26 protein-coding genes are annotated in these 25,364 nt (G+C 28.6%); 13 read left to right on the top strand and 13 right to left on the bottom strand.

Features of this window, described 5'->3' with window-relative positions; all coding sequences use genetic code 11:
• Positions 1-63: 63 nt before the first annotated feature.
• The gene (locus I6E17_RS02670) at positions 64-3,522 is read right to left on the bottom strand and encodes an autotransporter domain-containing protein (protein ID WP_235235382.1); all 3,459 of its coding nucleotides are present in this window, start codon (positions 3,520-3,522) and stop codon (positions 64-66) included.
• A gap of 554 nt (positions 3,523-4,076) precedes the next feature.
• On the opposite strand from I6E17_RS02670, the gene I6E17_RS02675 reads away from it, so the two are divergent.
• Positions 4,077-4,553 (top strand): hypothetical protein, encoded by a 477-nt coding sequence (locus I6E17_RS02675; protein ID WP_235235384.1) that lies wholly within the window; start codon positions 4,077-4,079, stop codon positions 4,551-4,553.
• Positions 4,554-4,832: 279 nt separating this feature from the next.
• Here the strand turns inward: I6E17_RS02675 and yaaA are convergent, their stop codons facing one another.
• The 11 genes from yaaA to I6E17_RS02730 form a co-directional block, all read right to left on the bottom strand.
• Positions 4,833-5,579, bottom strand: a complete 747-nt coding sequence (gene yaaA / locus I6E17_RS02680; protein ID WP_235235386.1) for a peroxide stress protein YaaA — start codon at positions 5,577-5,579, stop codon at positions 4,833-4,835.
• Complete coding sequence (gene bcp, locus I6E17_RS02685) at positions 5,579-6,031, bottom strand: thioredoxin-dependent thiol peroxidase (RefSeq protein WP_235235388.1); 453 nt, start codon at positions 6,029-6,031, stop codon at positions 5,579-5,581. The genes yaaA and bcp overlap by 1 nt, the downstream gene beginning before the upstream one ends.
• Before the next feature lie 21 nt (positions 6,032-6,052).
• Positions 6,053-6,814 carry an SDR family NAD(P)-dependent oxidoreductase gene (locus I6E17_RS02690; RefSeq protein ID WP_235235390.1) on the bottom strand — a complete coding sequence of 254 codons (762 nt, stop codon included), beginning with the start codon at positions 6,812-6,814 and terminating at the stop codon, positions 6,053-6,055.
• 78 nt (positions 6,815-6,892) lie between these two features.
• A complete protein-coding gene (locus tag I6E17_RS02695) occupies positions 6,893-8,083 on the bottom strand; it encodes a L,D-transpeptidase family protein (RefSeq protein WP_235235392.1) in 1,191 nt (396 codons plus the stop codon).
• 10 nt (positions 8,084-8,093) lie between these two features.
• Complete coding sequence (locus I6E17_RS02700) at positions 8,094-8,369, bottom strand: DUF3343 domain-containing protein (protein WP_235235394.1); 276 nt, start codon at positions 8,367-8,369, stop codon at positions 8,094-8,096.
• The gene (yedF, locus tag I6E17_RS02705; protein WP_235235396.1) at positions 8,366-8,941 is read right to left on the bottom strand and encodes a sulfurtransferase-like selenium metabolism protein YedF; all 576 of its coding nucleotides are present in this window, start codon (positions 8,939-8,941) and stop codon (positions 8,366-8,368) included. The genes I6E17_RS02700 and yedF overlap by 4 nt, the downstream gene beginning before the upstream one ends.
• Entirely contained in the window at positions 8,934-10,712 is a 1,779-nt protein-coding gene (selB, locus tag I6E17_RS02710) for a selenocysteine-specific translation elongation factor (protein ID WP_235235398.1), read from the bottom strand. The genes yedF and selB overlap by 8 nt, the downstream gene beginning before the upstream one ends.
• A gap of 5 nt (positions 10,713-10,717) precedes the next feature.
• Positions 10,718-12,097, bottom strand: coding sequence for an L-seryl-tRNA(Sec) selenium transferase (selA, locus tag I6E17_RS02715; protein WP_235235400.1), 1,380 nt, complete (start codon positions 12,095-12,097; stop codon positions 10,718-10,720).
• Positions 12,098-12,104: 7 nt separating this feature from the next.
• On the bottom strand, positions 12,105-13,082 hold the full coding sequence (gene selD, locus I6E17_RS02720) for a selenide, water dikinase SelD (RefSeq protein WP_235235467.1): 978 nt from the start codon (positions 13,080-13,082) through the stop codon (positions 12,105-12,107).
• A 135-nt stretch (positions 13,083-13,217) separates the two neighbouring features.
• A complete protein-coding gene (locus tag I6E17_RS02725) occupies positions 13,218-13,490 on the bottom strand; it encodes an acylphosphatase (RefSeq protein WP_235235402.1) in 273 nt (90 codons plus the stop codon).
• A gap of 45 nt (positions 13,491-13,535) precedes the next feature.
• Entirely contained in the window at positions 13,536-14,474 is a 939-nt protein-coding gene (locus I6E17_RS02730; RefSeq protein ID WP_235235404.1) for a Ppx/GppA phosphatase family protein, read from the bottom strand.
• Between the two features lie 206 nt (positions 14,475-14,680).
• Here I6E17_RS02730 and htpX point away from each other — a divergent pair, with 206 nt between their 5' ends.
• The 12 genes from htpX (at position 14,681) to I6E17_RS02790 (ending at position 24,122) form a co-directional block, all read left to right on the top strand.
• A complete protein-coding gene (gene htpX, locus I6E17_RS02735; protein ID WP_235235406.1) occupies positions 14,681-15,526 on the top strand; it encodes a zinc metalloprotease HtpX in 846 nt (281 codons plus the stop codon).
• Between the two features lie 60 nt (positions 15,527-15,586).
• Positions 15,587-16,387 (top strand): toxin-antitoxin system YwqK family antitoxin, encoded by an 801-nt coding sequence (locus I6E17_RS02740; protein ID WP_235235408.1) that lies wholly within the window; start codon positions 15,587-15,589, stop codon positions 16,385-16,387.
• Positions 16,388-16,570: 183 nt separating this feature from the next.
• A complete protein-coding gene (locus tag I6E17_RS02745) occupies positions 16,571-16,735 on the top strand; it encodes a hypothetical protein (protein WP_235235410.1) in 165 nt (54 codons plus the stop codon).
• Between the two features lie 104 nt (positions 16,736-16,839).
• Complete coding sequence (locus tag I6E17_RS02750; RefSeq protein WP_235235412.1) at positions 16,840-17,559, top strand: ABC transporter ATP-binding protein; 720 nt, start codon at positions 16,840-16,842, stop codon at positions 17,557-17,559.
• 15 nt (positions 17,560-17,574) lie between these two features.
• On the top strand, positions 17,575-18,492 hold the full coding sequence (locus I6E17_RS02755; protein ID WP_235235414.1) for a SufB/SufD family protein: 918 nt from the start codon (positions 17,575-17,577) through the stop codon (positions 18,490-18,492).
• Between the two features lie 139 nt (positions 18,493-18,631).
• Complete coding sequence (locus I6E17_RS02760) at positions 18,632-19,405, top strand: ABC transporter permease (RefSeq protein WP_235235415.1); 774 nt, start codon at positions 18,632-18,634, stop codon at positions 19,403-19,405.
• Positions 19,398-20,117: an ABC transporter ATP-binding protein gene (locus tag I6E17_RS02765; RefSeq protein WP_235235416.1), complete on the top strand. Its 720-nt coding sequence runs from the start codon at positions 19,398-19,400 to the stop codon at positions 20,115-20,117. Before I6E17_RS02760 ends, I6E17_RS02765 begins: the two co-directional genes overlap by 8 nt.
• Positions 20,118-20,163: 46 nt before the next feature.
• Complete coding sequence (locus tag I6E17_RS02770) at positions 20,164-21,102, top strand: NrtA/SsuA/CpmA family ABC transporter substrate-binding protein (protein ID WP_235235417.1); 939 nt, start codon at positions 20,164-20,166, stop codon at positions 21,100-21,102.
• A gap of 74 nt (positions 21,103-21,176) precedes the next feature.
• The gene (locus tag I6E17_RS02775) at positions 21,177-21,893 is read left to right on the top strand and encodes an HAD family hydrolase (protein ID WP_235235418.1); all 717 of its coding nucleotides are present in this window, start codon (positions 21,177-21,179) and stop codon (positions 21,891-21,893) included.
• A gap of 188 nt (positions 21,894-22,081) precedes the next feature.
• The gene (locus I6E17_RS02780) at positions 22,082-22,588 is read left to right on the top strand and encodes an NUDIX hydrolase (RefSeq protein WP_235235419.1); all 507 of its coding nucleotides are present in this window, start codon (positions 22,082-22,084) and stop codon (positions 22,586-22,588) included.
• A gap of 8 nt (positions 22,589-22,596) precedes the next feature.
• Positions 22,597-23,238: a M48 family metallopeptidase gene (locus I6E17_RS02785; protein WP_235235420.1), complete on the top strand. Its 642-nt coding sequence runs from the start codon at positions 22,597-22,599 to the stop codon at positions 23,236-23,238.
• Between the two features lie 113 nt (positions 23,239-23,351).
• Positions 23,352-24,122 carry a glucose 1-dehydrogenase gene (locus I6E17_RS02790; RefSeq protein WP_235235422.1) on the top strand — a complete coding sequence of 257 codons (771 nt, stop codon included), beginning with the start codon at positions 23,352-23,354 and terminating at the stop codon, positions 24,120-24,122.
• Positions 24,123-24,160: 38 nt separating this feature from the next.
• On the opposite strand, the gene I6E17_RS02795 is transcribed toward I6E17_RS02790, so the two are convergent.
• Positions 24,161-25,231 (bottom strand): alanine racemase, encoded by a 1,071-nt coding sequence (locus I6E17_RS02795; RefSeq protein WP_235235424.1) that lies wholly within the window; start codon positions 25,229-25,231, stop codon positions 24,161-24,163.
• Positions 25,232-25,364: the final 133 nt, after the last annotated feature.

Consider the following 25,364-nt stretch of genomic DNA (forward strand, 5'->3'; position numbering starts at 1 on the left):
AGACTGAGTTCTGCTTTTATTAAGGATTTTATTTGGGTGCTTATTTAGTTAAGATTTTATTTATTAAAATCTATAAGAGATTCCTGCTGTTACTCTTGAGTTATCTCCTTTATCTGTCCAAATCATTTCATATTTTGTATCTACACCAACACCACTTTCGTGTTCGTAGTCAATTCCAATATGACCTTCAATTCTGTTATCTGCAATATCTTCTTCTCCTGTAAGAGCTATTTCTTTTCCATAAAGAGTATATCTTGCATCATCTGATTTACTTACATCAGCAAGAACATATTCTGCTCCAACAGAAAGAGAAAGTTTTCCATTGTATAAATCAAATTCTTTTACAGCATTTCCTCCAAACATTCCTTCAAAGATTGTTACATCTTGTTCGTCCATTCTGTAGTTTGCATCACTGCTTTCAACAGCATCTTGATTTATAAGAGTGTATCTTGCACCAAATACTGGCTGAAGTTTTACTGTATCTGTTACTAAATAATCTTTTTTACCTTTTAAAGCAAATGTTAAAGCATCTGCATCAGATTTTCCACTTGTAATCATATTATAAACACCAGCTGATGTTGCAAGATTTAAATCAAGTTCACTCTTAGTATATCCAACATTTCCTGTTAAATCAAATCCACCTTGAGTTCTATGTTTTACATAACCACCAAAGTAAGTGTTATCTCCGTCAAGTTTTCCTCCACCTTGAATATCAACTTCAGTGTCACCTTGTCCATAAACAACTCCGTATGATGTTGTATCATTTATACCATATTCAAGCATACCAACAGTTCCTGTAATATCTCCATCATATCCTTTAGAAGCTTTTCCACCGTCAAATTCAGTGTCAGAATTTACATATGTACCAAATGCAATCCATTCTCCTTTTCCTGCTTTTCTTCCAAAATCATCAACAACAGACATATAAGTATCAGTTACATCTTTTGTTACAGCATAACCTGTTGTATAGAATGCTTCAGCAGTGTTTCCTGCTTTTGTTATCATACCAACAAGTTTACTTTCATCTGAATAGTTTACAGCATCTCTTAATTCTTGATTTCCAGATAATCCACCAAGCATTGCATCATAAACAGATTTATAGTCATCAAGTTGTCCATTATATTCTGTTGCATCTTTTACAGTAAGAGCAATTTTTCCATCTTTTTCTTCAACTGCTCCATCTTTTCCAGTTCCTTTAAATATTACAGCTGCTTTAATATTAGTATCATCTTTAAAACTATAATTTTCTGCAACATTAAATTGTTTTTGAGAAACATTAAATTTATCTCCTACAACAAATTTAACTTCAGCATCAGTTCCAGTTGTAACTGATAAATCAGCTCCACTTGCCATTTTATCAAGAGAAGTAGTAACATTTCCTTTTCCATAGTTATTATTCATATCTACATGAAGAGAACCTTTATCTGCAATGTGAAGTTCTGTTTTTTCTCCAGCTTTTGTTGTAGTTCCTCCGTTAAGTTCTGCATTTTCTCCTATATGCCAACCTTCTCCATTAAGAATTATTTTTTCAGCTCCATTTACTTTATAGTCAAAAGTATTTCCTGCTTCTTTTTTATGTTCAGCTTCTACTGCTCCAAGAGAAACATTAAATTCGTCATTTCCTGTTCCCATATCAATTATTCCATTATGAGCAGAATTTGTTACAGTAAATTTATCATCATTTTGCCCTAAAGTAATATTTCCAATATTTTCTGTACTGTCAACTGTAAGTTCTATTTTTTCAGTTGAAGAACTTCCGTCAATTTCTCCTATTTCAGAAGCATTTAGTATATTAACTATATTAGCTTTATCATCTCCTGTTGTAAAATCAAGCTCCATTTTTTTAACATTTACTTCTTTATACTTAACATCTGTATAATTTTTTCCTGCATCTACTAAAATTTCTTCATGTTCATCAGCATTTCTTAATTTTAAAGTTTCAGCAGTTATATCTGTAACTCCTTTTGTATCTTGTAGAGCTATATTTTCAACAAGAGTATTATCATTTTTTCCACCATCAATTTTTCCTATTACTTGTCCTGTTCCTATTACTGTAAGAACTCCATCTTTTCCAAGTTTTACAGCTGTTGCTCCTGTTGTAAAATCTTCTTGAACAGCATTTATTACAGTTCCTCCGCCTATAACTAATTTTTTATCTGTAACATCTAAAAGAGTTCCTGCTTTTTGGAAATAACCTGTTATAACTGTATCATCTAAAACAAGAGCATTTCCATTTCCTGTAAATTTATATAAAGTTGTATTATCTCCTGCTGAACTGTCAACTACACCTGTTAAAGTTTTTCCTGCTAAATCATTTATCATATTTCCTGTTATTTCAGCTGTTGTATTCTGAGTATAAACAGTTGTTTTAGAAGTATCATTTTTTAAAGCTGTATTTACATCTTTACTGCTTTCATTTGTAAGATTAATAACTTTTGTATTATTATTTTCATCATATGTAATTCCTGTTACTTTTCCTGTTTCATTGTCAATACTTCCAGCTTTCAAAACAACACCTTTAATCTCTCCTGTTCCTAAACTTAAATCTTTACCGGATATATCTTTATAAATAATTATTCCTCTGTCATTAACTTTTCCTGAATAAATAGTATCATCTTTTTTATTATTATTTATAACAACACCATAGTTATAGGCTGTTGAAGAAGTAGTTGTATTTGCTATATTTATTCCTTTTGTTGTTAAAATAGTTCCATAATTATAAGTATTCCCTCCTTCATGTCCATTTTTAGTATTAATATACTGTCCTTGGCTTTGAGAAATAATATATCCATAATTATATGCTTCGCTTCCTGCTGAATTATTTGTTACCTGTCCTTTAGCCCCTGTGGTTTTTATAAGACCATAGTTATAACCTATCCCTTTTTGAATATCTTGTCCACGATTAGTAGAAGTGGCATTTAAAACTCCATAGTTATATCCATTTCCACCATTAATAGTTTGAACAGCTGAACTTCCGTTCCTGATTATTATTCCGTGATTATATCCTTCCTCAGAAATTACTTGTCCACCTAAAATAAGTCCATAGTTATTTTTTAATGTTTGTCCTCCAACTATTATTCCATAATTATTTATTAAAGAACCACTAGCTTTTAATATTCCAAAATTATTTTCTGTATTTGAATTTGCAGAATTTATATTTTTTAAATTATTTAAAATATTATTTGAAATATATTGATTTGGTACACTAATATCAGCAGCTAGGTTCCCAACTGATATTTTGCTATTTCCATTTTCCTCTGTTATTGTGATTGTATAATCATTATCTGTTTTTCCATTTAACTCAGATAATGAATTAGTTCCCTTTCCATTTAAGAATGTACCTTCTAAGGCTTTTTCTGCTTCCCATTTGTGATATTCAATAGTTCCTTCTTTATATGGATTTGCTTCTTCTGCAAAAGAAACCATTCCTGTAATAAGAAAAGTAACTACTAACCCCAATGTAATTTTTACTTTTCTTTTAAGAAATCTTTTAAGTGAATTTTCAATATAACTTTTTCCCATAATAAATTATCCTCCTGTAAAATAAATACCATTTTTAAAAAATAATATTAAGTAAATACAAAGTTTTCCCCCTCTAAACTCTGTATAATTACTTTTAATTTATTAAACAAGAAGAAATCATAAGAAAAAGACTATTTTTTTATTAAAATTTCAAAAAAAACAATAAAAAAAACAGCTTATTTTATATTTTTTAAGCTGTTTAAATAGTTAAAATTTCTTATACACTTATCCCCATACCTTTTCTTAAGTATAGTCCTGATACTTTTAATTGTCAATACCGTTTTTTTAAAAAAAGTTTTCAAAAAAATTTTTTTGTTTTTTATGCTCTTTTTTTGCCCATTTTATATACCTTTGCTTTTAGTAATTTTTTCATTATTTACAAAAATATTTTTTAAAAATTGATTAGTTTTTTATTTTCTTTTTTTCACTTTTGGTTGATTTTTAAAACTTTTTTTCTTTGACTTTTAAAAAATTATTTTATATAATTCATTCGCATATGCTTCTTACAAGGGAAATTTCTCTTTCTTAATTTTTTTAATAAGGAGATATAAAGTATGAAAAATCCAAAAAAACAGCTAAAGAATGATGAAGAAGAAATTGAAGAAGACGATTGCGAACTCTTAAGACTAGATGACAAAGGTTATCTTAAAAAAATAAATTATATTAAGCAGATAAATTACAAAAGTTTTTATAAAAGTGGAAAAACTCCTGAACAACTTGAAAAAGAGATTGATATATTTTTTAAAAATTGTTCAGAATATTCAAGAAAACCTGAATCCCATGTCCCTTTTGGAACAAAAGGGATAGATGAATACAGATATATCTCTAAAATTTTAAAAAATCTTGGGGTTCTTGCAGAGCCATGTATTCTAGCCGATTTTTTAAATATTGATGTTGATATTATTTTAAACGGAGTTGAAAAGGGAGAAGTTCCATGTTTTTTCTGTGAAGGTATATGTTCTGTTAAAGTAAACAGTATCATAACTTTTTTGAAAAAAGTTTTTCCAGATAAGATAATAAAATATTTATAACTTTACCCCATGAAAAATCTTCAAGGGGGTAATGAAAAAATTTCATGCCCCCCATGAAAAATTTTCATACCAAAGATCATTCTAGTAATAATCATACTAGTAAAATCATAAATAAATATATAAAGGGCGTGCCCAAAAAATTCATATGACATTTTGTCATAACCCTCATGACAATTTGTCATGCCCCTCATGACAAAATGTCATGACAAAGATTATTCTATAGTAGATTACTCTATAGTTGATTAATATATATTACACACACAGGGAAAAACTGGCAGACTAAAAGATTCTTTCAAAAACATATTCAGTTTCAGAAGATAAATTTTCTCTGAAAACATAACCTAAAGAATTAAATTTTTTTAATTCTTCAGGACTTTGAATATTATTTTCTGCCATAAAACGAACCATTTCTCCCCTTGCCATTTTTGAATATGTTCCTTTTACAACAAGTTTTTCTCCTGACATTTCAACAAAAGAACAAGTGATAAACTTATCATCTTTGCTTAAGAATTTTTCAATACATTTTGAATATTCTTTTGAAGCTAGATTTATTATAGTTTTACTTTCATCACTTATTTCTTTGTATAATTTTATTCCCCAGAAATCATACAAATTTTTAAATTCATTGACTTTTAGTTTTGACTGCATTTCAAGACGATAAAGAGTAATTCCGTCTAAAGCTTTTAAAAAACCATAAAGCCCTGAAAGGATTCTTAGATTTTCCTGAAGATATTTTATATTTTTATCATAAGAAAGGGCAGGAACTATATGTTGAAAAACTATTCCTTCGTATGTAAGAATTGCAGGAGTTAAGTTATCTTTTAAATTCATGCTTTTTATACGCTCAAAGTTTTCATCAGCAAGTTTATCACTGCATTTCCAGATATTCTGAAGTTCAGAAACTGTTTTTTCTTTTAAAACAGATAATATTTCTTCAGATTTTTTTAAAAACAGAGGAAGACTATCATATTTAAGTGATATATTTTCCTGTGACATATTTTTAGCAGGAGATATAATAATTTTCATTATATTTCTCCAAGCATTTTTTCAGGATCATCAGCAGCTTTAACTTTATCATTTGCTTTTATGATAATTCCATTTTCATCAATAAGATAAGTAGTACGAACTACCCCTAAAGAAACTTTTCCATATAGTTTTTTTTCTTTCCACACATCATATGCTTTTATTACTTCTAATTCAGGATCTGCAAGAATTGTGATTTTTAAATTTTGTTTTTCTTCAAATCTTTTATGAGAAGCAACAGTATCTTTACTGATACCAATTATTTCAGTATTTTTTTCTGTAAATAAAGGATATCTTTCAGAATAACCACATGCTTGTTTTGTACATCCAGGAGTATTATCCTTTGGATAAAAATATAGGATAACTTTTTTTCCAAGATAATCACTTAGTTTGTGCATTACTCCGTTTTGATCAGGGAGAGAAAAATCAGGTGCTTTTTTTCCAACTTCTAACATAGTTAAATCCTCCTTAAAATTTTAAATTTTTTTCTTTTGAATCTCTTTTATTATTTTTAGTTCTTTTTTTCTTGGTATAAATTTAGAAGTAAAAGTTAAAAATTTATTGATAAATCCAGGAACAGAAATATCTTTATTTTTAAAATAATCTTCTACTGCTATTTCTGCAGTTTTTTCAGGAGTCATTATATAAAAACTTTTTTTAGCATATTTCATTCCCTTAAAATCTGTTTTTACAGGGCCGGGGCATAGGCACATGACTTTTATATTTTGACTGTGAAGTTCTTCATAAAGAGCTGCTGTAAAGGATTTTACATAGGCTTTGCAAGCATAGTAAACAGCAGCATAAGGGCCTCCACTTTGAAAAGCAGCAGTAGAAGAAACATTAATTATTCCAGTACCTTCAGAAATATTTTTATTTTCAAGATTTTTAAGGAATAGTTCTGTCATATGGGTAAGGGCTGTTATATTAAGATTTATAACCTCATTGCTTTCTTTCCAGCTTATATTCTGGAATCTTCCAAGGCTTCCAATTCCAGCATTATTTACAAGAACATCAATTTTTATATTTTGTTCTTTAAGCCAGCTGAAGATTTTTATTCTTTCGTGGAAATTTTCTATATCAGCTTTTATTGGGATAAACATATTATTAAAATTTTTTTCTGCTTTATAGAAATTATCCCAGTTTCTTCCTATACCGAAAACTTTATGCCCTTTTTTTATAAAAGATAAGGCCATATGATAGCCTATCCCTCTTGTAGCTCCTGTTATTAAAATATTCAAAATATTCCTCCGTAAAAAAATAAACAGAAAATAAAACTCCAGTTTTTATTTATGGAATTTTATTCTCTGTTTAAGATATTAGAAAATTATAAACATTACATTTTCTTTAGGATATTGTTCATTGCTTGCAACATTTTTATTGTTTTCTCCAAGTATCCATTCAAAAAGAAATTTAGCATGGCTTACTGTATTTCTTATACATTTTCTTGTTCCTTTAAAAGTTCCAAGCCCTGTTTCTTTTTGTGCAAGGAAAAACTCTTTGTTAGGTTCTTCAGGATAATCTACAGGAGTTCCATGAAGGTATCCTCCTCCACTGAATCTTATAGCATATCTTGCAATTCCTAAGTCTTCTCCGAAGTTTCCTCTGTATCCCATTTCATATTTTACCATAGGTACAATAAAAGAACCTCTTGGTGTTTCAAATCCTAAAATGCTTTCTATACCTGTTTTTCCATAAATATATGATATAAGAACCCATTCATCTCCAACTTTTTCAAAAGCAGCAAGGTTTTGGTTATCTATATCAGCAACAATAGCTTTTTTAAATCCAGAAGATATTTTTGGCCTTTCTGTAAGATATTTTTTTTCAATAACAAGAGGGAATTCTTTTATTCCTTCAACTCTTACTTCAGCTTCTTTTTTCCCTTCACTTAAAACAGAAAGAACAGATCTGTCAGGAATATATATCTTTTCATCATTATATTTTCCAATGATATTTTGATCAAGTGAAGTTCCATATTTATCTTTTATTCTAAGCATATCTTTATTGTATGGATTAGGAATATATGAATTTGTTGATGCAAGTTTTATTCCAGCTTCATTATTATCTGCAATAAATTTTTCTACATTTTGTATTCTTTCAAGCATTTTTTCAAATCTAAAACTTCTGTCTTCACAATAAACAGAAGAAATATATCCTATGCCATTTGGTGTTTGTACTTTATACCAGAAAGATTCTGTAGAGCCTTTTTGGCTTCTTTTTTCAAGAACCTGAAGTTTATGATTAAAAGGTACTTGATAAATAACTGGTGATGAACCAGTAGGAAATTTTCTTACATTTCCATACTTTGTTTTTATGAAAATATAGTCAAGTAATTCTGGAAGATCATCACCTTTATATTTTATATCTGTTTTTATATTTTCGGGTATTTTATTATCATATAGCTTTACAACTTTGATTTCTGTTTTTTTCGGTTCTGCTCCATAAAGAACTGATGTAAACATTATAAATGTCATAATACCTGTCAATATTTTTCTTTGTAACTTCAAATTATTCCCCCTAAACTACTTCATGTATCTTTTCTATATGTTTTTTTAAGCCGTGTTTTTCCACAAGAGAAATTGTAACTTTTATATCTTCATCTTTTACTATATTTTTAATTTTATCAGTATATTCTGTTTCAACTCTTACAGCAAGTCCACAGTTTGCAGAAATTTCTGTAGGCAGAGGTATAACTCTGCATGGAATATTTTTATCCAGAAGATTTTTTTCAAGCTGAATTATAAGGTGTGTAGACTCTGCAGAAAGTATTAAAAATTTTTCATCTCTTATCATGGTTTTATTACCTTTGCAGCTTTCATTTGTCTTTCAAGGATAGTATACATATTTGTAAGAGTTCCTACTTTTATTTGATCTTGTACATGATAGAAGTTTGCACAAGTTCCACAAGATAAAATTTCAACACCTCTTTCTTCAAGAACTTTTAAATCTTTAACAGTATCTTCAAAAGTTGATGCTAAAAGCACTCCTTTATTATAAAGAAGAACTGTTTTAGGAAGAGTTTCAGCTTCAGTAAGAGCATAGATAAATCCTTTTATAAGTATTTTTCCAAGCTCATCTTCTCCTTCTCCCATTTTGTCAGATCCTATTGAAACAACAATATTTTCTTCTTTTTCAGCAGATTTTTCAGTTTCTCCTGTTTTTGTTATAGTGATAATAAAAACACCATTTTCTTCTTTTGTTTCAAATTTATGTCCCATTTCTTTTGCCATTTTTTGAACATTTTCTTTAGAAGTTTCATTGTCAACACTTACTTCAACAACTCCACTTTCTATTTCTTTTAAAGCTTTTTTAGTCATTATTACAGGTTTAGGACAAACTTCACCTATTGCATTTACTTTAATCATGTTTTTCTCCTTTATATAAAATTCTGTAATCTTTATTTCTTTCTGTAATTTTTAACTTATCAAGTTTTTCTAAAATCATAACAGCTGATAATCTGTCAATATTTAGAAGAGTTCTTGTTTCAGAAAGAGTTATTTTTTCATGTTCTTTAAGATATTCTTTTATAAGTTTTTCAGCTTCTTTAAGAAAACCTTTTAAAATATAGAAATCATTTTCTAAGAAAATAATCATTCCTTCTTCATAAAGATAGTTATGAATATTTCTGAAATTTTCTGCATTAAGAAAGTCTCCTTCTATTATACTCTGTTTTTTAGGAATAAATCTACTTTCTTTGTAAATTTTAAAGATTTTTTCTTTCAGCTCTTTTTCATCTTTTGTAAGTTTTATTTTATAATCTTTAAGAGAAAGATATTCTCTCTCATAAATTTTTTCAGATTTAATTTCATTTTTTATGATATTTTCATCTATAAACTTTTTAAAATCTTTATGTGAGAAATCTTTAAAATATTTATTTTTAAGTTCAGCTCTTAATATTCCTCTTTCAAGATGAGAAAACTTATGAAAGTTTTCAAGAATATTTTTTAAATAAGCACTGTCTTTTTTATTTTCAAAAGTTTCATCTTCTTTATAAATATTTATAAGTTTTTCTGCATATAAAATATTACTTTGTTTTATTTTTTCAGAAGAGAGATTTAATACTTTTACTCCTCCTAAAATTTTTCCTGAAACAGAATCTCTTATAATACCTTTTTCTTTATAAATAAGAGCTGCTTTTTCTTCAAGATAAATTTGTGCAGGGTGTTTTATTTTCTTGTCATTTATTTTTATAAATTGAGAATTTTCTGTAAAAATTTTTATTTTACCTAAAATTTCTCTTGTACCAAAATAAACTTTTATCTTTTGATTATTCTTTACTGAAACATTTGACAAAGGTTCAAACATTACATCAATAATATCAGAAGATTTAAAATCAGGTGCTGAAGATACAATACTTCCCCTTTTTACATTTTCTTTTTCTATATCAGAAATATTTAAGGCACATCTGTTTCCCTCTTCTATTTTTTCAAGCCTGATTCCATGATTTTCTATAGACTTTATACGGACTTTGCTGTTTAGAGGATAAGTATACAAGGAGTTTCCAACAGATATTTCTCCCTGAAGCACAGTTCCTGTAATAACAGTTCCGAAGCCTTTTACAGAAAAAGCTCTGTCTACATACATTCTAAAATCTTTTTCTTCGCTTTTTTTATCTTCTTTCTCACATTTTTCAATATCTTTTATAAGAAAGTTTTTTAGTTTTTCATATGAATTTTTATCTTTAGCAGAAGTTTCTAAAATTTCTGCATTTTCTAAAAAAGAATTTTTAACAAGGTTTTTTATCTCTTTTTTAACAAGACTTTTTTGTTCTTCATTTACTAAATCACATTTTGTAAGAACTATAACTCCATATTTTATACCAAGAAGTTCTGCAATGTTAAAATGCTCTTCTGTCTGAGGCATAACTCCATCATCACATGCTACAGTAAGAATAATATAATTTATTCCTGATATTCCTGCAATCATATTTTTTATAAATTTTTCATGTCCTGGAACATCAATAATTCCAATTTTTTTATTTTCAGAAATTTCAAGATATGAAAAACCAATATCAATAGTAATACCTCTTTTTTTTTCTTCAGGAAGAGTATCAGTATCTTTTCCAGTAAGATTTTTAATAAGAGTTGTCTTTCCGTGGTCAATATGCCCAGCAGTTCCTATTATAATATTTTTCATAAATTTTATTCTCCCAGCACAGAAGATATAGTATGAGCTGTAAACTCAATTTCCTCTTCCTCTATAGCTTTCATATCCAAGATAAATTTATTTTTTTCAATTCTTCCTATTATAGCTGTATCTGCTTTTCTAAGCTTATTTTCAATTTCATAAGCAGGAATATCTATAAGAAATTCCACTCCAAAACTATTCAGTTTTTCTTCAGGAAGAGCTCCTCCTCCAACATTTGCTTCAGTCTCTATGACTTTGTTATGAATGTTTTTTTTATTAAGAAGAGTAGAAAGTTTTTCAGCTCTTCTTTTTACAAGAGAAGTATCTTCAGTAATATATTTTAACACAGGAATATTTTTTACAGCTTCTCTTTCATCAAGATACATTCTAAGAGTATGCTCTAAAACAGCAGCTCCCATTTTATCTATTCTTACAGTTCTTAAATATTGATTTTTTTTAAGCCTTTCAATAAGATCTTTTCTTCCTGCAATAATTCCTGCCTGACAGCTTCCAAGAAGTTTGTCTCCACTGAAAGTTACAATATCAATTCCTGATTTTATAACTTCTTGAACCGTTGTTTCTTTTTTTATTCCATATTTTGAAAAATCAACAAGAACTCCACTTCCTAAATCTTCTATTGAGATAAGATTTTTTTCTTTGGCGAGTTTTTTTATTTCATCTCTTTTAGGTTCATGGGTAAATCCATTGATTTTATAATTAGATGTATGAACTTTCATAAGCACAGCAGTATTTTCATTTACAGCTTTTTCATAGTCTTCAATATATGTTTTGTTTGTTGTGCCTGTTTCTTTTAAAAATACTCCTGCAAATTTCATTATTTCAGGAATTCTGAAAGAGCCTCCAATTTCTACAAGCTCTCCTCTTGAAACAATAACTTCTTTTCCTTCTGCAAACTCATTAAGGCACAGAACAACAGCTGCAGCATTGTTATTTACTGCAAGTGCTCCTTCTGCACCTGTTATTTTACAAATGAGTTTTTCAAGATGGGAAATTCTAGAACCTCTTTTCCCATTTTCAATATCATATTCAAGATTACAATATGAAGTTACTATATCAAAAAGATGTTTTCCTGTTTCTTTGGAAAAGATACCTCTTCCAAGGTTTGTATGAATAATTGTTCCTGTTCCGTTTATTACTTTTCTTAGACTGTAACAAGCTTCTTTTTTTATGATACTTTTAATTTTTTCAATTACATCTTTTTCTTCAAATGAAGATATATTATCATTTAAAATTTCTTCACGAAAAAAGGTTATCCCTTTTTTTATAGAATCTGAGAAAGTATAATAATCAATATTTTTTCCATATTCTTCTAATTCTTTATGTTTTAGAAGGGAATCTACTCTTGGCAGTTTTCTTAGTAACTCCCTCTTCATAGTTTAATTACCTCACAATAATATTTTTTTCTTTCAAATCTTCTACAGTTCCTACAACAGCAGATTTTATTTCAAGAGAAGATAATTCCTTCATAATATTATTTACATAAGCAGAAGGAATAGAAAAAAGAAGTCCTCCAGATGTTTGAGGATCAAATAAAATTTCTTCAAGCCAGAAAGGAATATTATCAAGTTCAATTTTTCCTTCAAGATATTTTCTGTTCTTCTGACCTCCTCCTGTTGTGAAGAATTCTTTTGCATATTCTTTTGTTCCTTCTATATATGGTACAAGCTCGCTTTCAATAACAAAAGTTTTTTCTGAAGCATGTGCCATTTCATAGAGATGACCTAGGAAGCCAAATCCTGTAATATCAGTACATGCAGTTACAGGATATTTTATCATTATTTCTCCTGCATATTTATTAAGGGCAGTCATATTTTTTATGGCTTCTTCCATATGTTTTTCTTTAGCTTCTCCTACTTTTGCAGCAGTTGTTATAATTCCAGTACCCAAAGGTTTTGTAAGCACTAATACATCTCCTGTCTGAGAACCATAATTTTTTAAAATTTTATCAGGGTGAGCAATACCTGTTACAGAAAGTCCGTATTTTGTTTCAGGATCATGGATAGAATGTCCTCCACTTAGGACAGCTCCAGCTTCACGAACTTTTTCAGCTCCTCCTTTAAGTATTTCTCCAAGACCTGCAATATCTTCTTTTTCAGGATAACATACAATATTCATAGCAGTTTTAGGAATACCTCCCATTGCATACACATCACTTAGTGAATTTGCAGCTGCTATTTGTCCGAATATGTATGGATCTTCAACCATAGGTGTGAAGAAATCCAAAGTCTGAATCATTGCAATGTCATCTGTAAGTTTATATACAGCAGCATCATCTGATTTTTCATATCCCACAATAAGATTTTTATCTTTTACAGCAGGGATATCATTTAATATTTTTGAAAGAACCTCTGGTCCTATCTTCCCTGCTCAGCCACCTACTGAACATCTGTCTAACTTAAATTTCATTAATTATCCCTCCTTAAAATAAAAAATTTTACTTATATATAATATCACTTTTACAAGTAAATTAAAAATAATTTTATATCACTGTATTTAGTAAATCATTTGGAAATCGTCCATTTCTTCTAAATCAAGGATATCTCTTATAACTTCATCAACATGTCCAAAAGGAGAGCCTTTATAGATAGCAGATTCTACTAATTCAAGTTTTTCAGAATCAGAGCTTTGAACAAAAACTTCTACATCGCCGTTATCAAGATTTCTTACTTTTCCACAGACACCAAGTTTTTTAGCTCTCATACCTACATAAAATCTGTATCCCACATGTTGTACCATTCCTTTAACAATATAATGAAAAGTTTTCACTTGATTCCCCCCTTTTTTAGTTATTTAAAATCAGAGTTATTAAAATTAAAGATTTGTTTTAGACATTGCTCCCTCAAGGTTATCACATTCTGATACAATGAATGTATCTTTATTAAGAAGCTCCATAATAACAAGTATAATAATAGTACCACTTATTACACTGTCAGCTCTCTGAGGCTGAAGACCTGTTATTTTTTTTCTTTCTTCAAGGTTTACACTTAAATATTTTTTTAGATTTTTTTCTACATCTTCTTTTGTAAGTACATAGCCATGTACTTTTTCGCTGTCATATTTAAGCATTTTTTCTTTTACACTTACATTTGTAGTAGCAGTTCCTGCTACTCCTACAAGATCAAAAGAATATTTTTTCAGAGGTTCAATTTCAGAAAGTCTTTCTTTAAGACTTTCTATACATTTATTAATATTTTCATAGGAATCATTTTTAAAAAATGTTTCTGTTTCTCTTACTGCACCTGCTTTAAAACTTTTAATGAACTTAATTTCATTTTTATCCCCGAAGATAATTTCAGTGCTTCCTCCTCCTATATCAAAAAGTACAACAGGATTTTTAAATTCTGTTACAGCCCCTGAAAAAGTAAGATGAGCTTCTTCTTCTCCTGAGATACATTTTATATTTACCTTTGTTTCATCATAGATTTTTTTTAAGAATATATCTTTATTTGCAGCTTCTCTTGTTGCTGAGGTTGCAAATCCTATAATTTCATTAGCATTATATTCCCTAGCTTTTTCAGCATATTTTTTTATGACATTTGTTACAATGTTCATTCCTTCTTCTTGTATTGTGCTGTCAGGATTTATGAATTTTCCAAGTTTTGTAATCTGAGTTTCTTTATATAGTTTTTTCTTTATAATAGCTTCATTTTCATTTTTTTCAACTTCAGCAAGGAAAAGTCTGCATGAATTTGTCCCTATATCAATTACTCCTCTTATAATATTTTTTTTGTTTTCACTTATATTTTTCATTTTAATTCATCTCTTTCTTTAAACTCTTTGTTTTTATAAATAAACATTTTTTTGATTTTTATCATCTAAATATTAATTAAAACAGTTTTATTTCTGCTTTTTAATATTATACTATAAAAAGTATAGAAACTTAACGAAATTTATGGTATCATTTTTTATCAAATATTGTTAAAAATATTAGTGATATATTGGGAGGAAAAGATAAAATGAGTAATTTAAAAACATTTTTACTTATGGGGGTTATGACATTTATTTTAATGCTCATAGGAAATCTTATAGGAGGAACAAACGGAGTATATTTTGCTCTTGTTTTTGCAGCTTTTACTAATTTTATTTCTTATTGGTACAGTGATAAAATAGTTTTAAGTATGTATAATGCAAAACCAGCAGGAGAAAATTCAGATGTATATAGAATTGTAAAAAATCTTACACAGAGAGCAGGACTTCCTATGCCAAAAGTGTATACAATTAATCAGAGTCAGCCAAATGCTTTTGCAACAGGAAGAAATCCTCATCATGCAGCTGTTGCAGTGACAACAGGACTTCTTGATATTATGGACGACAATGAACTTGCAGGAGTAATAGGACATGAGTTAGGGCATGTGAAACATAGAGATATTTTAATAGGAACAGTTGCTGCAACTTTTGCTGCTGCAATTGCTTTCTTGGCAAATATGGCAAAATGGGCTGCAATTTTTGGAGGAAACAGAGACAGAGATGATGAAGGAGGAAACCCTATTGCTCTTATAGGAGTTGCAATTTTCGCTCCTATGGCTGCTATGCTTGTTCAGATGTGTATTTCAAGAACAAGAGAATACAAGGCTGATGCTTTTGGAGGACAGATAAGTGGAAATCCTCTTTATCTTGCAAATGCTTTAAGAAAACTTGAAGCTGGAGTAAGAAGAAATTCTATGAATACAAATCCTGCTATGGAAAATATGTTTATAGTGAGTCCTCTTTCAGGAGATAAAATAGCATCTCTTTTTAGTACTCACCCATCAACAAAAGATAGAATAGCAAAACTTGAAGCTATGGCAGAGAGAGGATTTTAATTGATATTTTTTAAAAAATGAAGTAGACTGTCAGTATAAGAACATTACAGGAGGAAAATTATGAGAAAAAAATGGGGGCCTCTTATAGGAGGAATTCTTATAGGGCTTGTAATTATGGCAATGAACTATAAGAATATTGTAAATGATGATAAGCTTATTTATAAAGACAATCTTGTATATGAGGCTGAAAAGGATAAACCTTTTACAGGAGTTTCAGAATCTTATTATGAAGGATCAGATCAGCTTAAATTTACATCTGAATATAGAAAAGGAAAACTTCATGGAAAAACAACTGAATATTATGAAAATGGGCAGCCAAGTGAAGTAATAAAATATAAAAAAGATAAACCACATGGAGAAGCTGTTTATTATTATGAAAACGGAAATATAAAATTAAAAACAGAATATGATGATGGGCTTATTGATGGTAAATATACTTATTATTCAGAAGAGGGAAATATTCTTGAAGAAAGCAAATATGAAAAAGGCTTAAGAACAGGAAAAGGTGAAGCCCATTATGAAAATGGAGTAGTAAGCCATAAATGGGATATGAAAAATGGAACAGGAACAATAGAAACTTATTATGAAAATGGAAATATTTCTGAGAAAATTTCATATAAGAATTTTAAACTTAACGGAGATTATATTTCATATTATGAAGATGGAACTATCCGTCAGAAATCATATTATGAAAATGGCTTAAGAGAAGGAATTGATGAATACTTCTATGAAAATGGAGTTCTTCGTGAAAAATGCTTCTATAAAAATGATAAACTTCATGGAGTGTTTGAGTCATATAACGAAGATGGAACTCTTTTTGAAAGATATAATTATAAAAATGGTGAACCTGTAGAAAAATAATAAATAAGACTGCATTCTTTTATTAGGGTGCAGTTTTTTATTTGTTATAAGAAAAGTATAAAAACATAGTAATTTTTTTATAAAATAAATGAAAAATAAAACAAAAATGTGCTATAATAATTTTATGCCTAAAAATAGGTATATAATTAAGATTTTATTTTAGAAACAGAGGGAAAAGGGAAAATGTTACAAAGAATTATCAAAAGCAGATTAGAAGAAGAAACACATAATATTGAAATTATTGAAAAAGAACTTAAAGAAAAAACTAAAAGTTCTGAAACAGATTGGCTGTTACAAAAAAATGCAATGGAACAATATGTTGAAAAAATAGAAAGAGAAATGAAATAGTAAAATTTATTTCTTAAATATGTGATTTTCTTAAATAGTTTATCAAAGGAGGTTAAGAGAGCTGTTGTATTTTAAAATAAATATAGCAGCTCCTTTAAATAATAATGATTGTTTTAAAAAATATTACATATGAAATTGATGGAAAAAAAATACTTGATAATGTAAATTTATCAATAGAAGATAGATTTGTAGTGATAACAGGGCCTAATGGAAGTGGAAAATCAACTCTTGCCAAAATAATAATGGGAATAGTAAAGCCAACTTCTGGGCAGATTATTTTTAATGGAGAAGATATAACAAATCTTCCAATAAATGAAAGAGCAAACAAAGGAATAAGCTATGCTTTTCAGCAGCCTGTTCACTTTAAAGGTTTAAAAGTTCGTGATCTTTTAGAACTTGCTGACAAAAAAAATAAATCTTTAAAACATGCTTGTGATATTTTAAGTGAAGTTGGACTTTGTGCAAGAGATTATTTAGACCGTGAATTAAATGGAACTCTTTCAGGAGGAGAAATAAAAAGAATAGAGATTGCTATGGCTGTTGCAAGAGGAACAGAGCTTACAATTTTTGATGAGCCTGAAGCAGGTATAGATTTATGGAGTTTCCAAAATCTTATTTATATCTTTGAAAAACTTTATAAAGAAACAGCTGGAAATATTTTAATAATCAGTCACCAAGAAAGAATTTTAAAAATAGCAGATAAAATTATCTATTTAAAAGATGGACATGTTGAGCATTATGATACAAAAGAAAATATATTGAAATTTTTAAAAATTGATGATAATGAACCAATGAAATGTTCAGTTTTAGCAGATAAATTTTAAAAGGAGATATAAAATATGGACAGAATAGAGAAAGATATACTTTTAGAAATTGCTGAACTTGAAACTTTGCCAAAGGGTGCATATAATATCAGAAGCAATGGAAAAAGTGATTTAAGAAATACAACATCAAATATTGATATTATAACAAAAACAGATAAACCTGGACTTGATATAAAAATCAAAGATGGAACAAAAAATGAAAGTGTGCATATTCCTGTTATAATAAGTAAAAGTGGATTAAAAGAAGTTGTTTATAATGATTTTTTCGTAGGAGAAAATTGTGATATAACTATTGTTGGAGGTTGTGGTATACATAACTGTGGGGGAGAAGAAAGTCGTCATGATGGAATCCACCGTTTCTTTATAGGGAAGAACAGTAAAGTTAAATATATAGAAAAACATTACGGAGAAGGAAGCAGTGAAGGAAAAAGAGTTATGAATCCTACAACAGAAGTTACTCTTGAAGAAAATTCTTTTATGGATATGCAAACTTCCCAGATTGCAGGAATAGATGATACTATAAGAGTTACAAAAGCTGTTTTAAAAGAAAATTCTTCTCTTATAGTTCATGATAAAATTTTAACTTCAGGAGATCAACAGGCAAAAGCTGAAATTCAAGTAGACTTAAATGGTGAAAACAGTAGTTGTGATATTATAAGCCGTGGAGTTGCAAAAGAAAAAAGTTATCAAGAAGTAGTTCTTGGAATAAATGGAAATGCAAAATGCAGTGGACATGCTGAATGTGATTCAATAATTATGGATCATGGAGTTATTGTAGCTACTCCTCAATTAAAAGCAACTGATGTAGATGCTTCTCTTATTCATGAAGCTGCAATTGGAAAAATTGCAGGAGCTCAGCTTATAAAACTTATGACTTTAGGACTTACAGAAAAAGAAGCAGAAGAAGAAATAATTCAAGGATTTTTAAGATAACTATAATTAAAAGGGTGCTGTGAACTTATAAAATTAGTAATGCAGCAGCCCTTTTTATTTTTTGCCATATAAACATAATTTGACTATTTAAATATTTTAGTGCTAAAATAATATTAAACGATTATCAACGGAGAGAAAAATGAAGAAATTAAATCAGCACAATAATTTTATTAAAAAAAATATTTTTCTTTTTCTGATTTTATTCATCTGGATTGTAGGTTCATATTTTTCATGGTGGAGCAGTTATATAATTCCAGTTCCATGGAAAGTACTTTCTTCAGCTTTAAAACTTTTAAAAAATGGAGAGCTTTTTAAACATCTTATTATAAGTATAACAAGAATTTTTTCAGGTTTTTTTATAACACTTTTGATAGGAATTCCAAGTGCTGTTATATTTGGAATGTTTCCGAAAGTATATAATTATTTTAAAAGAATTTTGGAATTTATGAGACACACTCCACCTCTTGCCCTTATACCTATGATAATTTTATGGTTTGGAATAGGAGAAACTTCAAAAATAATAATAATAGTTCTAGCATCTTTTTTTCCTGTTTTTTTAAATACTCTTAAAGGGATAAGAAGCTGTGATAAAAAACTTATAGAAGTGGGAAAAGTTTTTAATTTTACTGAATATGAAATTTTTAAAAAAATAATTTTTCCTTCAGCAATTCCTGATATTTTAACAGGAATAAAACTTGGAATAGGATATAGCTGGAGATCTATAATTGGGGCTGAAATGATAGCTGCATCTTCAGGAATAGGTTATCTTATACTGGATGGACAGCAGATGTCAAGATCTGATGTTATAGTTGTAGGTATTCTTTCAATAGGAATATTTGGTTCTGTTACAGATTTTATATGTTCTAAAGTTGTTGAAAGATGTATAAGAAACAGAGGTGTATATCATGAATAGCAAATTTATAATTGAAAATGTATCTAAAAGTTTTTTTCAGCAGAATGATGATACAGAAAAAGAAGTTTTGAAAAATATAAATCTTGAAATATCTGGAAATGAAATAACAGTTATTGTAGGAAAAAGTGGCTGTGGAAAGACAACTTTTTTAAGAATACTTGCAGGTCTTGAAAATGTATCTCAGGGAAAAATAAAATTTATAGATAATCTTGGAAAAGAAAAAGCAGCGAAAATAGGAATGGTATTTCAAGAACCAAGACTTATGCCTTGGCTTGATGTGGAAAAAAATATAAGAATATATGAGAAAGATGAAAAGGTTGATGTGGATAAAATACTTTCTCTTATCTCTCTTTCTCATGTTAAACATTTTTATCCTAGAGAACTTTCAGGAGGAATGGCAAGCAGAGTGGCAATAGGAAGAGCTATAGGATATAATCCTGATATACTTTTAATGGACGAACCTTTTGCAGCCCTTGACTATTTTACAAGGAGGCAGCTTCAGGAGGAAATTATAAAAATTCATAAAGAGACAGGAAAGGGAATTATTTTTGTAACTCATAATATTGATGAGGCTGTTCTTATAGGCGAGAAAATAATAATTTTTAACGAGGAAAAATATAAGGAATTTAAAATTGAAAAAGATTATCCAAGGGATATAAGTGATATAGAACTTCTTAATTTGAAAAAAGAGGTTTTAAATGAAATATTATAAATTGTAAAAAATAATTTTAAAAAATATAAATGTTAGGAGAAGAAAAATGAAAATAAAAAAAATATTATTAACTTTAACAGCAGTTTCTATGATTTTTGCAGGAGGATGTGGAAAAAAAGAAACATTAAAAGAACTTAATGTGACATATGTTAAATCACCTTTAAATGTTCCTTCAATATTAGAAAAAAATCAAAACTTATTTGGAAAGGAATTTGAAAAAGATGGAATTACTGTAAAATTTCATAATCTTACAACAGGGCCAGAACAGACACAGGCTCTTGCAGCAGGAGAACTTCAGATTCTTCATGCTCTTGGAGGAACTTCTGCAATTATAGCAGCTTCAAATGGAGTGGAACTTACAGTAACAAATGTTTACAGCCGTTCTCCAAAAGGATTTATGCTTCTTTCAAAGGATAAAACTTTAGTATCTCCTGAAAACTTAAGAGGGAAAAAAGTAGCAGGGCCTAAAGGAACAATTCTTCATCAGCTTCTTCTTGCATATCTTGCAAAAGGGAATATGACAGCAGATGATATAGAATTTATAAATATGGGAATACCTGAAACAGCAGCAGCTCTTCAAAATGGTACTGTTGATGCTGGACTTCTTGCAGGGCCTGTAGCTCTTGGAGCATTAAAAAACGGAGCAGATGTTGTAACAAATGGAGAAGGACTTGTTGAAGGAATAATAGTTACAGCAGTAAGCAATGATTTCTTAAAAAAGCATCCAGATATTATAAAAAGATTTATAGATGTTAATGGAAAAACTGTAAATTCAATTGAAGCAAACTTTGAAGAAGTTTCAGAAATTGTTGCAAAAGAAACAGGACTTTCAAAAGAAGAAGTTGCTGAAATGTATACTCTTTATGATTTTAACCCAGAAATAAAAGCAAGTGACATTGAAGAATTAAAAAATACACAAAAATTCTTAATTGAAAATGGACTTCAGGAAAAAGAAATAGATATAGAAAAAATAATTATGAAATAATTATATTACTTTCTTGAAATTTTTTCTGTGTTATGATATTATACTTTTTAATATACACAAAAGGAGGTACTTGTATGGTAGGAGCATTTTTTGATATAGACGGAACAATATGCAGAGATTCTCTTTTAACAGAACATTTTAAGAAAATGATAAAGTATGAGCTTATAGATTCACTTGAGTATGAAGAAAAAGTGAGAGATACATATATGATGTGGGCTGAAAGAGTAGGAGATTATGACGGATATCTTTTAAGACTTACAGAAACTTATGTAAATGCTATGATAGGAATTTCAGTAAAAGATAATGATTTTGTTTCAGATCAGGTTATGAAACTTAAAGGAAACAGAGTATATAAATATACAAGAGACAGAATAAAGTGGCATAAAGAACAAGGACACAAAGTTATTTTCATTTCAGGAAGCCCAGATTTTCTTGTGAGAAGAATGGCAGAAAAATGGGGCGCAGATGATTACAAAGGATCTACTTATCATGTGGAAGATGGAAAATTTTCTGGTGTGATAAGTCCTATGTGGGATTCAAGAAACAAAATTAAAAGTCTTAATATGTTTTGTGAAAAATATGGAATTGACTTGGAAAAAAGTTATGCCTATGGAGACACAAGTGGAGATTACAGCATGTTGAAATCTGTAGGAAATCCTATTACAATAAATCCATCAAAGGAATTTTTAGATAAGCTGAGAGCAGATAAAGAGATTTATGATAAAGTTCAGGTTATTGTAGAAAGAAAAGATGTTATTTATAAAATGGATTTAAATGTTCAAGACTTATAAAATATCTCAATAAATAAAAATTTTAGATAAAGGAGCGGTTGCATTTTCTAATTTATAAAAATAAAATTTTAGAATATTTTTATGATATAAAATTTTATTTTTATTAATTTGTAACAGTTCCTTTATTTGTTTATAATAGTGAATTTATGTTATAATGAATGTAGAAAAAATTAAGGAGATGAGTTTAAATGGATGAATTTAAGTTTTTAAATCCTAAAAAAATGAAACACCCTAAAAATGGAATGACTTTAGAATATTTAGATAAGCAGAGTGCTATAGCTGCTCTTATAGTATCAGTTGATGACAAAAAAGGATATTTAGTAAAACAATTTAGACCTGGACTAATGGGAGAATCTCTTGAAGTAGTTGCAGGGCTTATTGATCCAGGAGAAGTCCCAATAGATACTCTTTACAGAGAGGTAGCAGAGGAAGCTGGATACTATAAAGAAGATTACGATATTATATATGAAGAAAAACAAGCTCTTGCAATTTCTCCAGGATATACAGCTGAAAAACTTAGTTGTTATATATTAAGGTTAAAAAATGATGATATAAAACAAAAAGAACTTGATCTTGATGAAGGAGAAGATTTGACAGGAAAATGGTATGATTTAGAAGAAGCACTTGAGCTTTCTTGTGACTTCAAAACACATTTTCTTATCCGTCTCTTCCAATTAATTCAAAAAAACAGATAAGAGGAATTATGCAGATAAAAATAATAAGAAAATCTGTAAAAAATTTAATTTTAAAAATACGACCAAATGGAGAAATAGAAATAACAGCTCCGAAAAGATTAAATGAAATTTATATAAAAAATTTTCTTGAAAGAAAAAAATTATGGATTGAGAGGAAATTAAAAGAGATTTCAGAGAGAAAAACAAAAGCTATTTCATATGAAACAGGAGAAAAAATTTTTTATCTTGGAAGAGAATGTGATTTTGTTCTTATAAAAAGTGATAAAAATTATGTTGAAAAGCAGGAAGATAAAATAATACTTTTTACAGAACACACAGAAAATATTAAAATAAAAAATGAATTAGTGAATATGTGGTTCAGGGAAGAAGGGAAAAAAGTTTTTATTCCAATACTTGAAAAATATCTTGCTATGACAGGGAAGAAAATAAATAAGGTTACAATAAAAACTCTTAAAAGTAACTGGGGATCGTGTAATTATAGAAAAGGTTATATAAATCTTAATTCTGAAATGATGAAAAGAGATATAAAATTTATTGAGTATGTTATTCTTCATGAAATAGCACACCTAGAGCACCCAAATCACAGCAGAGATTTTTATAATTATATAGAAAAATTTATGCCTGATTGGAAAATAAGAAAGAAATTATAAAAAGGGACGCCGCGTCCCTTTTTTCTTTTAAGCAAAAATCTAAATAACTATTTTGGAAAAAATGGAGTCTTATTAAGTAGAGGAAAAGTAAATAAAAACAGGAGGGATATAAATTGAAAAAAGATATATTTAGTTTAAAAGGTAAAACAGCTATTATAACAGGAGCAGGAAATGGAATAGGAAAAGCAGCTGCTCTTATTTTAGCAGAAAATGGAGTTAATGTTGTATGTGGAGATCTTCATCTTGAAACAGCAGAAGCAACAGCTGTAGAAGCTCAAAAATTTGGAGTAAAAGCTATAGGTGTAGCTTGTGATGTTACAAAAGAAAAAGAACTTGAAGATCTTGTAAAAAAAGCAGTAGAAGCTATGGGAAGAATAAATATTCTTGTAAATAATGCAGGAGGTGGAGGAGGAGGAAGAGAAAAGTTTGATACTCTTACACTTGAATATATTGAAAAAATTTATAGATTAAATGTATTCAGCATTTATAAATTATCTCAGCTTTGTTTACCTTATATGAATCAGGACAAATATGGTTCTATCATTAATATAAGTTCTATGGCAGGGCAGATGACATCTCACAACATGAGTGTATATGGAAGTTCAAAAGCTGCAATAAATCAGCTTACTAAATATATGGCTGTTGATTTAGGACCTTATATAAGAGTAAATGCTATAGCCCCAGGAGCTATAAAAACTGATGCTTTAAAATCTGTTCTTACAGATGAAATGGAAAAGAAAATGCTTGTAAATACTCCGTTAAAAGTTTTAGGAGAAACAATAGATATTGCTAATACTATTTTATATTTCGCAAGCCCTATGTCAAAATGGGTAAGTGGACAGGTGATAGCAGTTAATGGTGGAGGAACACAAAGTCTAGAATAAAAATATAAATTATAAAAAAGGGACGCGGCGTCCCTTTTTTATAATTTATCAATAAGAACTCTCTCAATTCTTGGACTAAGAATTGTAAGAAGTTCATATATATTCATATTAAGAAGCTGCTGAGCAAGAGAAACATCAGGATAGAAGATTATGTTATCTCCTTCTTTAATGCTGCTGTCAACTTCAATAAAACTATTATCCATTGTAACAAGAGTGATATTGAATTCTTTATTTTTAATAAGGCATTTAGTATTTTCGTTAAGTTTTAAAAAGCCGTCTCCATATCCTATTTTTATTTTTGCAATGTATTTACAGCTTTCTGTTTTTAAATTTGATCTTAAGTTGTAAGCAACATATCTTGAATTTTCAAGATTTCTTATTCCTGCAATTTTTCCTTCAAGAGAAAAGACTTGTCTTAAATTTTTATCAAAAAATCCTTCTTCCTGCAGACCATAAATAAGCATACCAGTTCTTATGTGTGTTGTGATATCAAGACTTCCAAAATTTTCTACAGCAGCACTATTTTGAAGATGAATCATATTAAATCTTTCTTTTCCAAGAAAATTAACAATCTCAGTAAATTTTTCTATGATTTCAAGACCTTCCTCATAATTAACAGAAAAAAGGTGAGAATAAATTCCTGCAAATTTTAAATCATTTTTTTCTATAAAATTTTTAAGCTTTTGAATTTCTTCAAGAGAAATACCATTTCTACCAAATCCAAAATCAATTTTAATTTGAATTCTTTCAGGAGGAATTCCATAAGAAAGAGCTTCTTCAAGTTCTTCATAAACATTTATAGACATATTAAAAGTTGTGTTTTCTTTAATAGATTTTAAAAATTCTTTTCCAATACTTTCAAAAATTAAAATTTCAGCAGATGATGTATCTGGGTTTGATATAATTTTTTCAGCTTCAACAAGACGGGCAACAGCAAACTGTTTGTATCCATGTTTAAAAAGAATCTTAGTTATAAGACTAATATCATGTCCATAAGCATTAGATTTTACAACTGCTAAAACTTTTTTATTAAAGTTTGAAGTTAAGTATTCCATGTTGTGAATAAGGTTTTTTTCAGAAATATACATTTTTATAGAATTAATTGCCATATTGTACTCCTAAATAAATTGTTCATACTATTTTACCATAAATTGAGAAAAAGAACAGAAAAAATTAAAAGCAGGATTGATTTTTATGTGAAGAAAGAGTAATATGATAGAAATGTTGATTGATATAAGGAGG

Source organism: Fusobacterium perfoetens (assembly GCF_021531595.1).
GTDB lineage: Bacteria > Fusobacteriota > Fusobacteriia > Fusobacteriales > Fusobacteriaceae > Fusobacterium_B.

Bases quoted from the DNA above. Each gene is read 5' to 3' on its own strand.
- I6E17_RS02670 (WP_235235382.1), bottom strand. From the start codon at position 3,522: ATGGGAAAAAGTTATATTGAAAATTCACTTAAAAGATTTCTTAAAAGA.
- I6E17_RS02675 (WP_235235384.1), top strand. From the start codon at position 4,077: ATGAAAAATCCAAAAAAACAGCTAAAGAATGATGAAGAAGAAATTGAA.
- yaaA (WP_235235386.1), bottom strand. From the start codon at position 5,579: ATGAAAATTATTATATCTCCTGCTAAAAATATGTCACAGGAAAATATA.
- bcp (WP_235235388.1), bottom strand. From the start codon at position 6,031: ATGTTAGAAGTTGGAAAAAAAGCACCTGATTTTTCTCTCCCTGATCAA.
- I6E17_RS02700 (WP_235235394.1), bottom strand. From the start codon at position 8,369: ATGATAAGAGATGAAAAATTTTTAATACTTTCTGCAGAGTCTACACAC.
- yedF (WP_235235396.1), bottom strand. From the start codon at position 8,941: ATGATTAAAGTAAATGCAATAGGTGAAGTTTGTCCTAAACCTGTAATA.
- selB (WP_235235398.1), bottom strand. From the start codon at position 10,712: ATGAAAAATATTATAATAGGAACTGCTGGGCATATTGACCACGGAAAG.
- selA (WP_235235400.1), bottom strand. From the start codon at position 12,097: ATGAAGAGGGAGTTACTAAGAAAACTGCCAAGAGTAGATTCCCTTCTA.
- I6E17_RS02730 (WP_235235404.1), bottom strand. From the start codon at position 14,474: ATGAAAAATATAAGTGAAAACAAAAAAAATATTATAAGAGGAGTAATT.
- htpX (WP_235235406.1), top strand. From the start codon at position 14,681: ATGAGTAATTTAAAAACATTTTTACTTATGGGGGTTATGACATTTATT.
- I6E17_RS02740 (WP_235235408.1), top strand. From the start codon at position 15,587: ATGAGAAAAAAATGGGGGCCTCTTATAGGAGGAATTCTTATAGGGCTT.
- I6E17_RS02745 (WP_235235410.1), top strand. From the start codon at position 16,571: ATGTTACAAAGAATTATCAAAAGCAGATTAGAAGAAGAAACACATAAT.
- I6E17_RS02750 (WP_235235412.1), top strand. From the start codon at position 16,840: ATGATTGTTTTAAAAAATATTACATATGAAATTGATGGAAAAAAAATA.
- I6E17_RS02755 (WP_235235414.1), top strand. From the start codon at position 17,575: ATGGACAGAATAGAGAAAGATATACTTTTAGAAATTGCTGAACTTGAA.
- I6E17_RS02760 (WP_235235415.1), top strand. From the start codon at position 18,632: ATGAAGAAATTAAATCAGCACAATAATTTTATTAAAAAAAATATTTTT.
- I6E17_RS02765 (WP_235235416.1), top strand. From the start codon at position 19,398: ATGAATAGCAAATTTATAATTGAAAATGTATCTAAAAGTTTTTTTCAG.
- I6E17_RS02770 (WP_235235417.1), top strand. From the start codon at position 20,164: ATGAAAATAAAAAAAATATTATTAACTTTAACAGCAGTTTCTATGATT.
- I6E17_RS02775 (WP_235235418.1), top strand. From the start codon at position 21,177: ATGGTAGGAGCATTTTTTGATATAGACGGAACAATATGCAGAGATTCT.
- I6E17_RS02780 (WP_235235419.1), top strand. From the start codon at position 22,082: ATGGATGAATTTAAGTTTTTAAATCCTAAAAAAATGAAACACCCTAAA.
- I6E17_RS02785 (WP_235235420.1), top strand. From the start codon at position 22,597: ATGCAGATAAAAATAATAAGAAAATCTGTAAAAAATTTAATTTTAAAA.
- I6E17_RS02795 (WP_235235424.1), bottom strand. From the start codon at position 25,231: ATGGCAATTAATTCTATAAAAATGTATATTTCTGAAAAAAACCTTATT.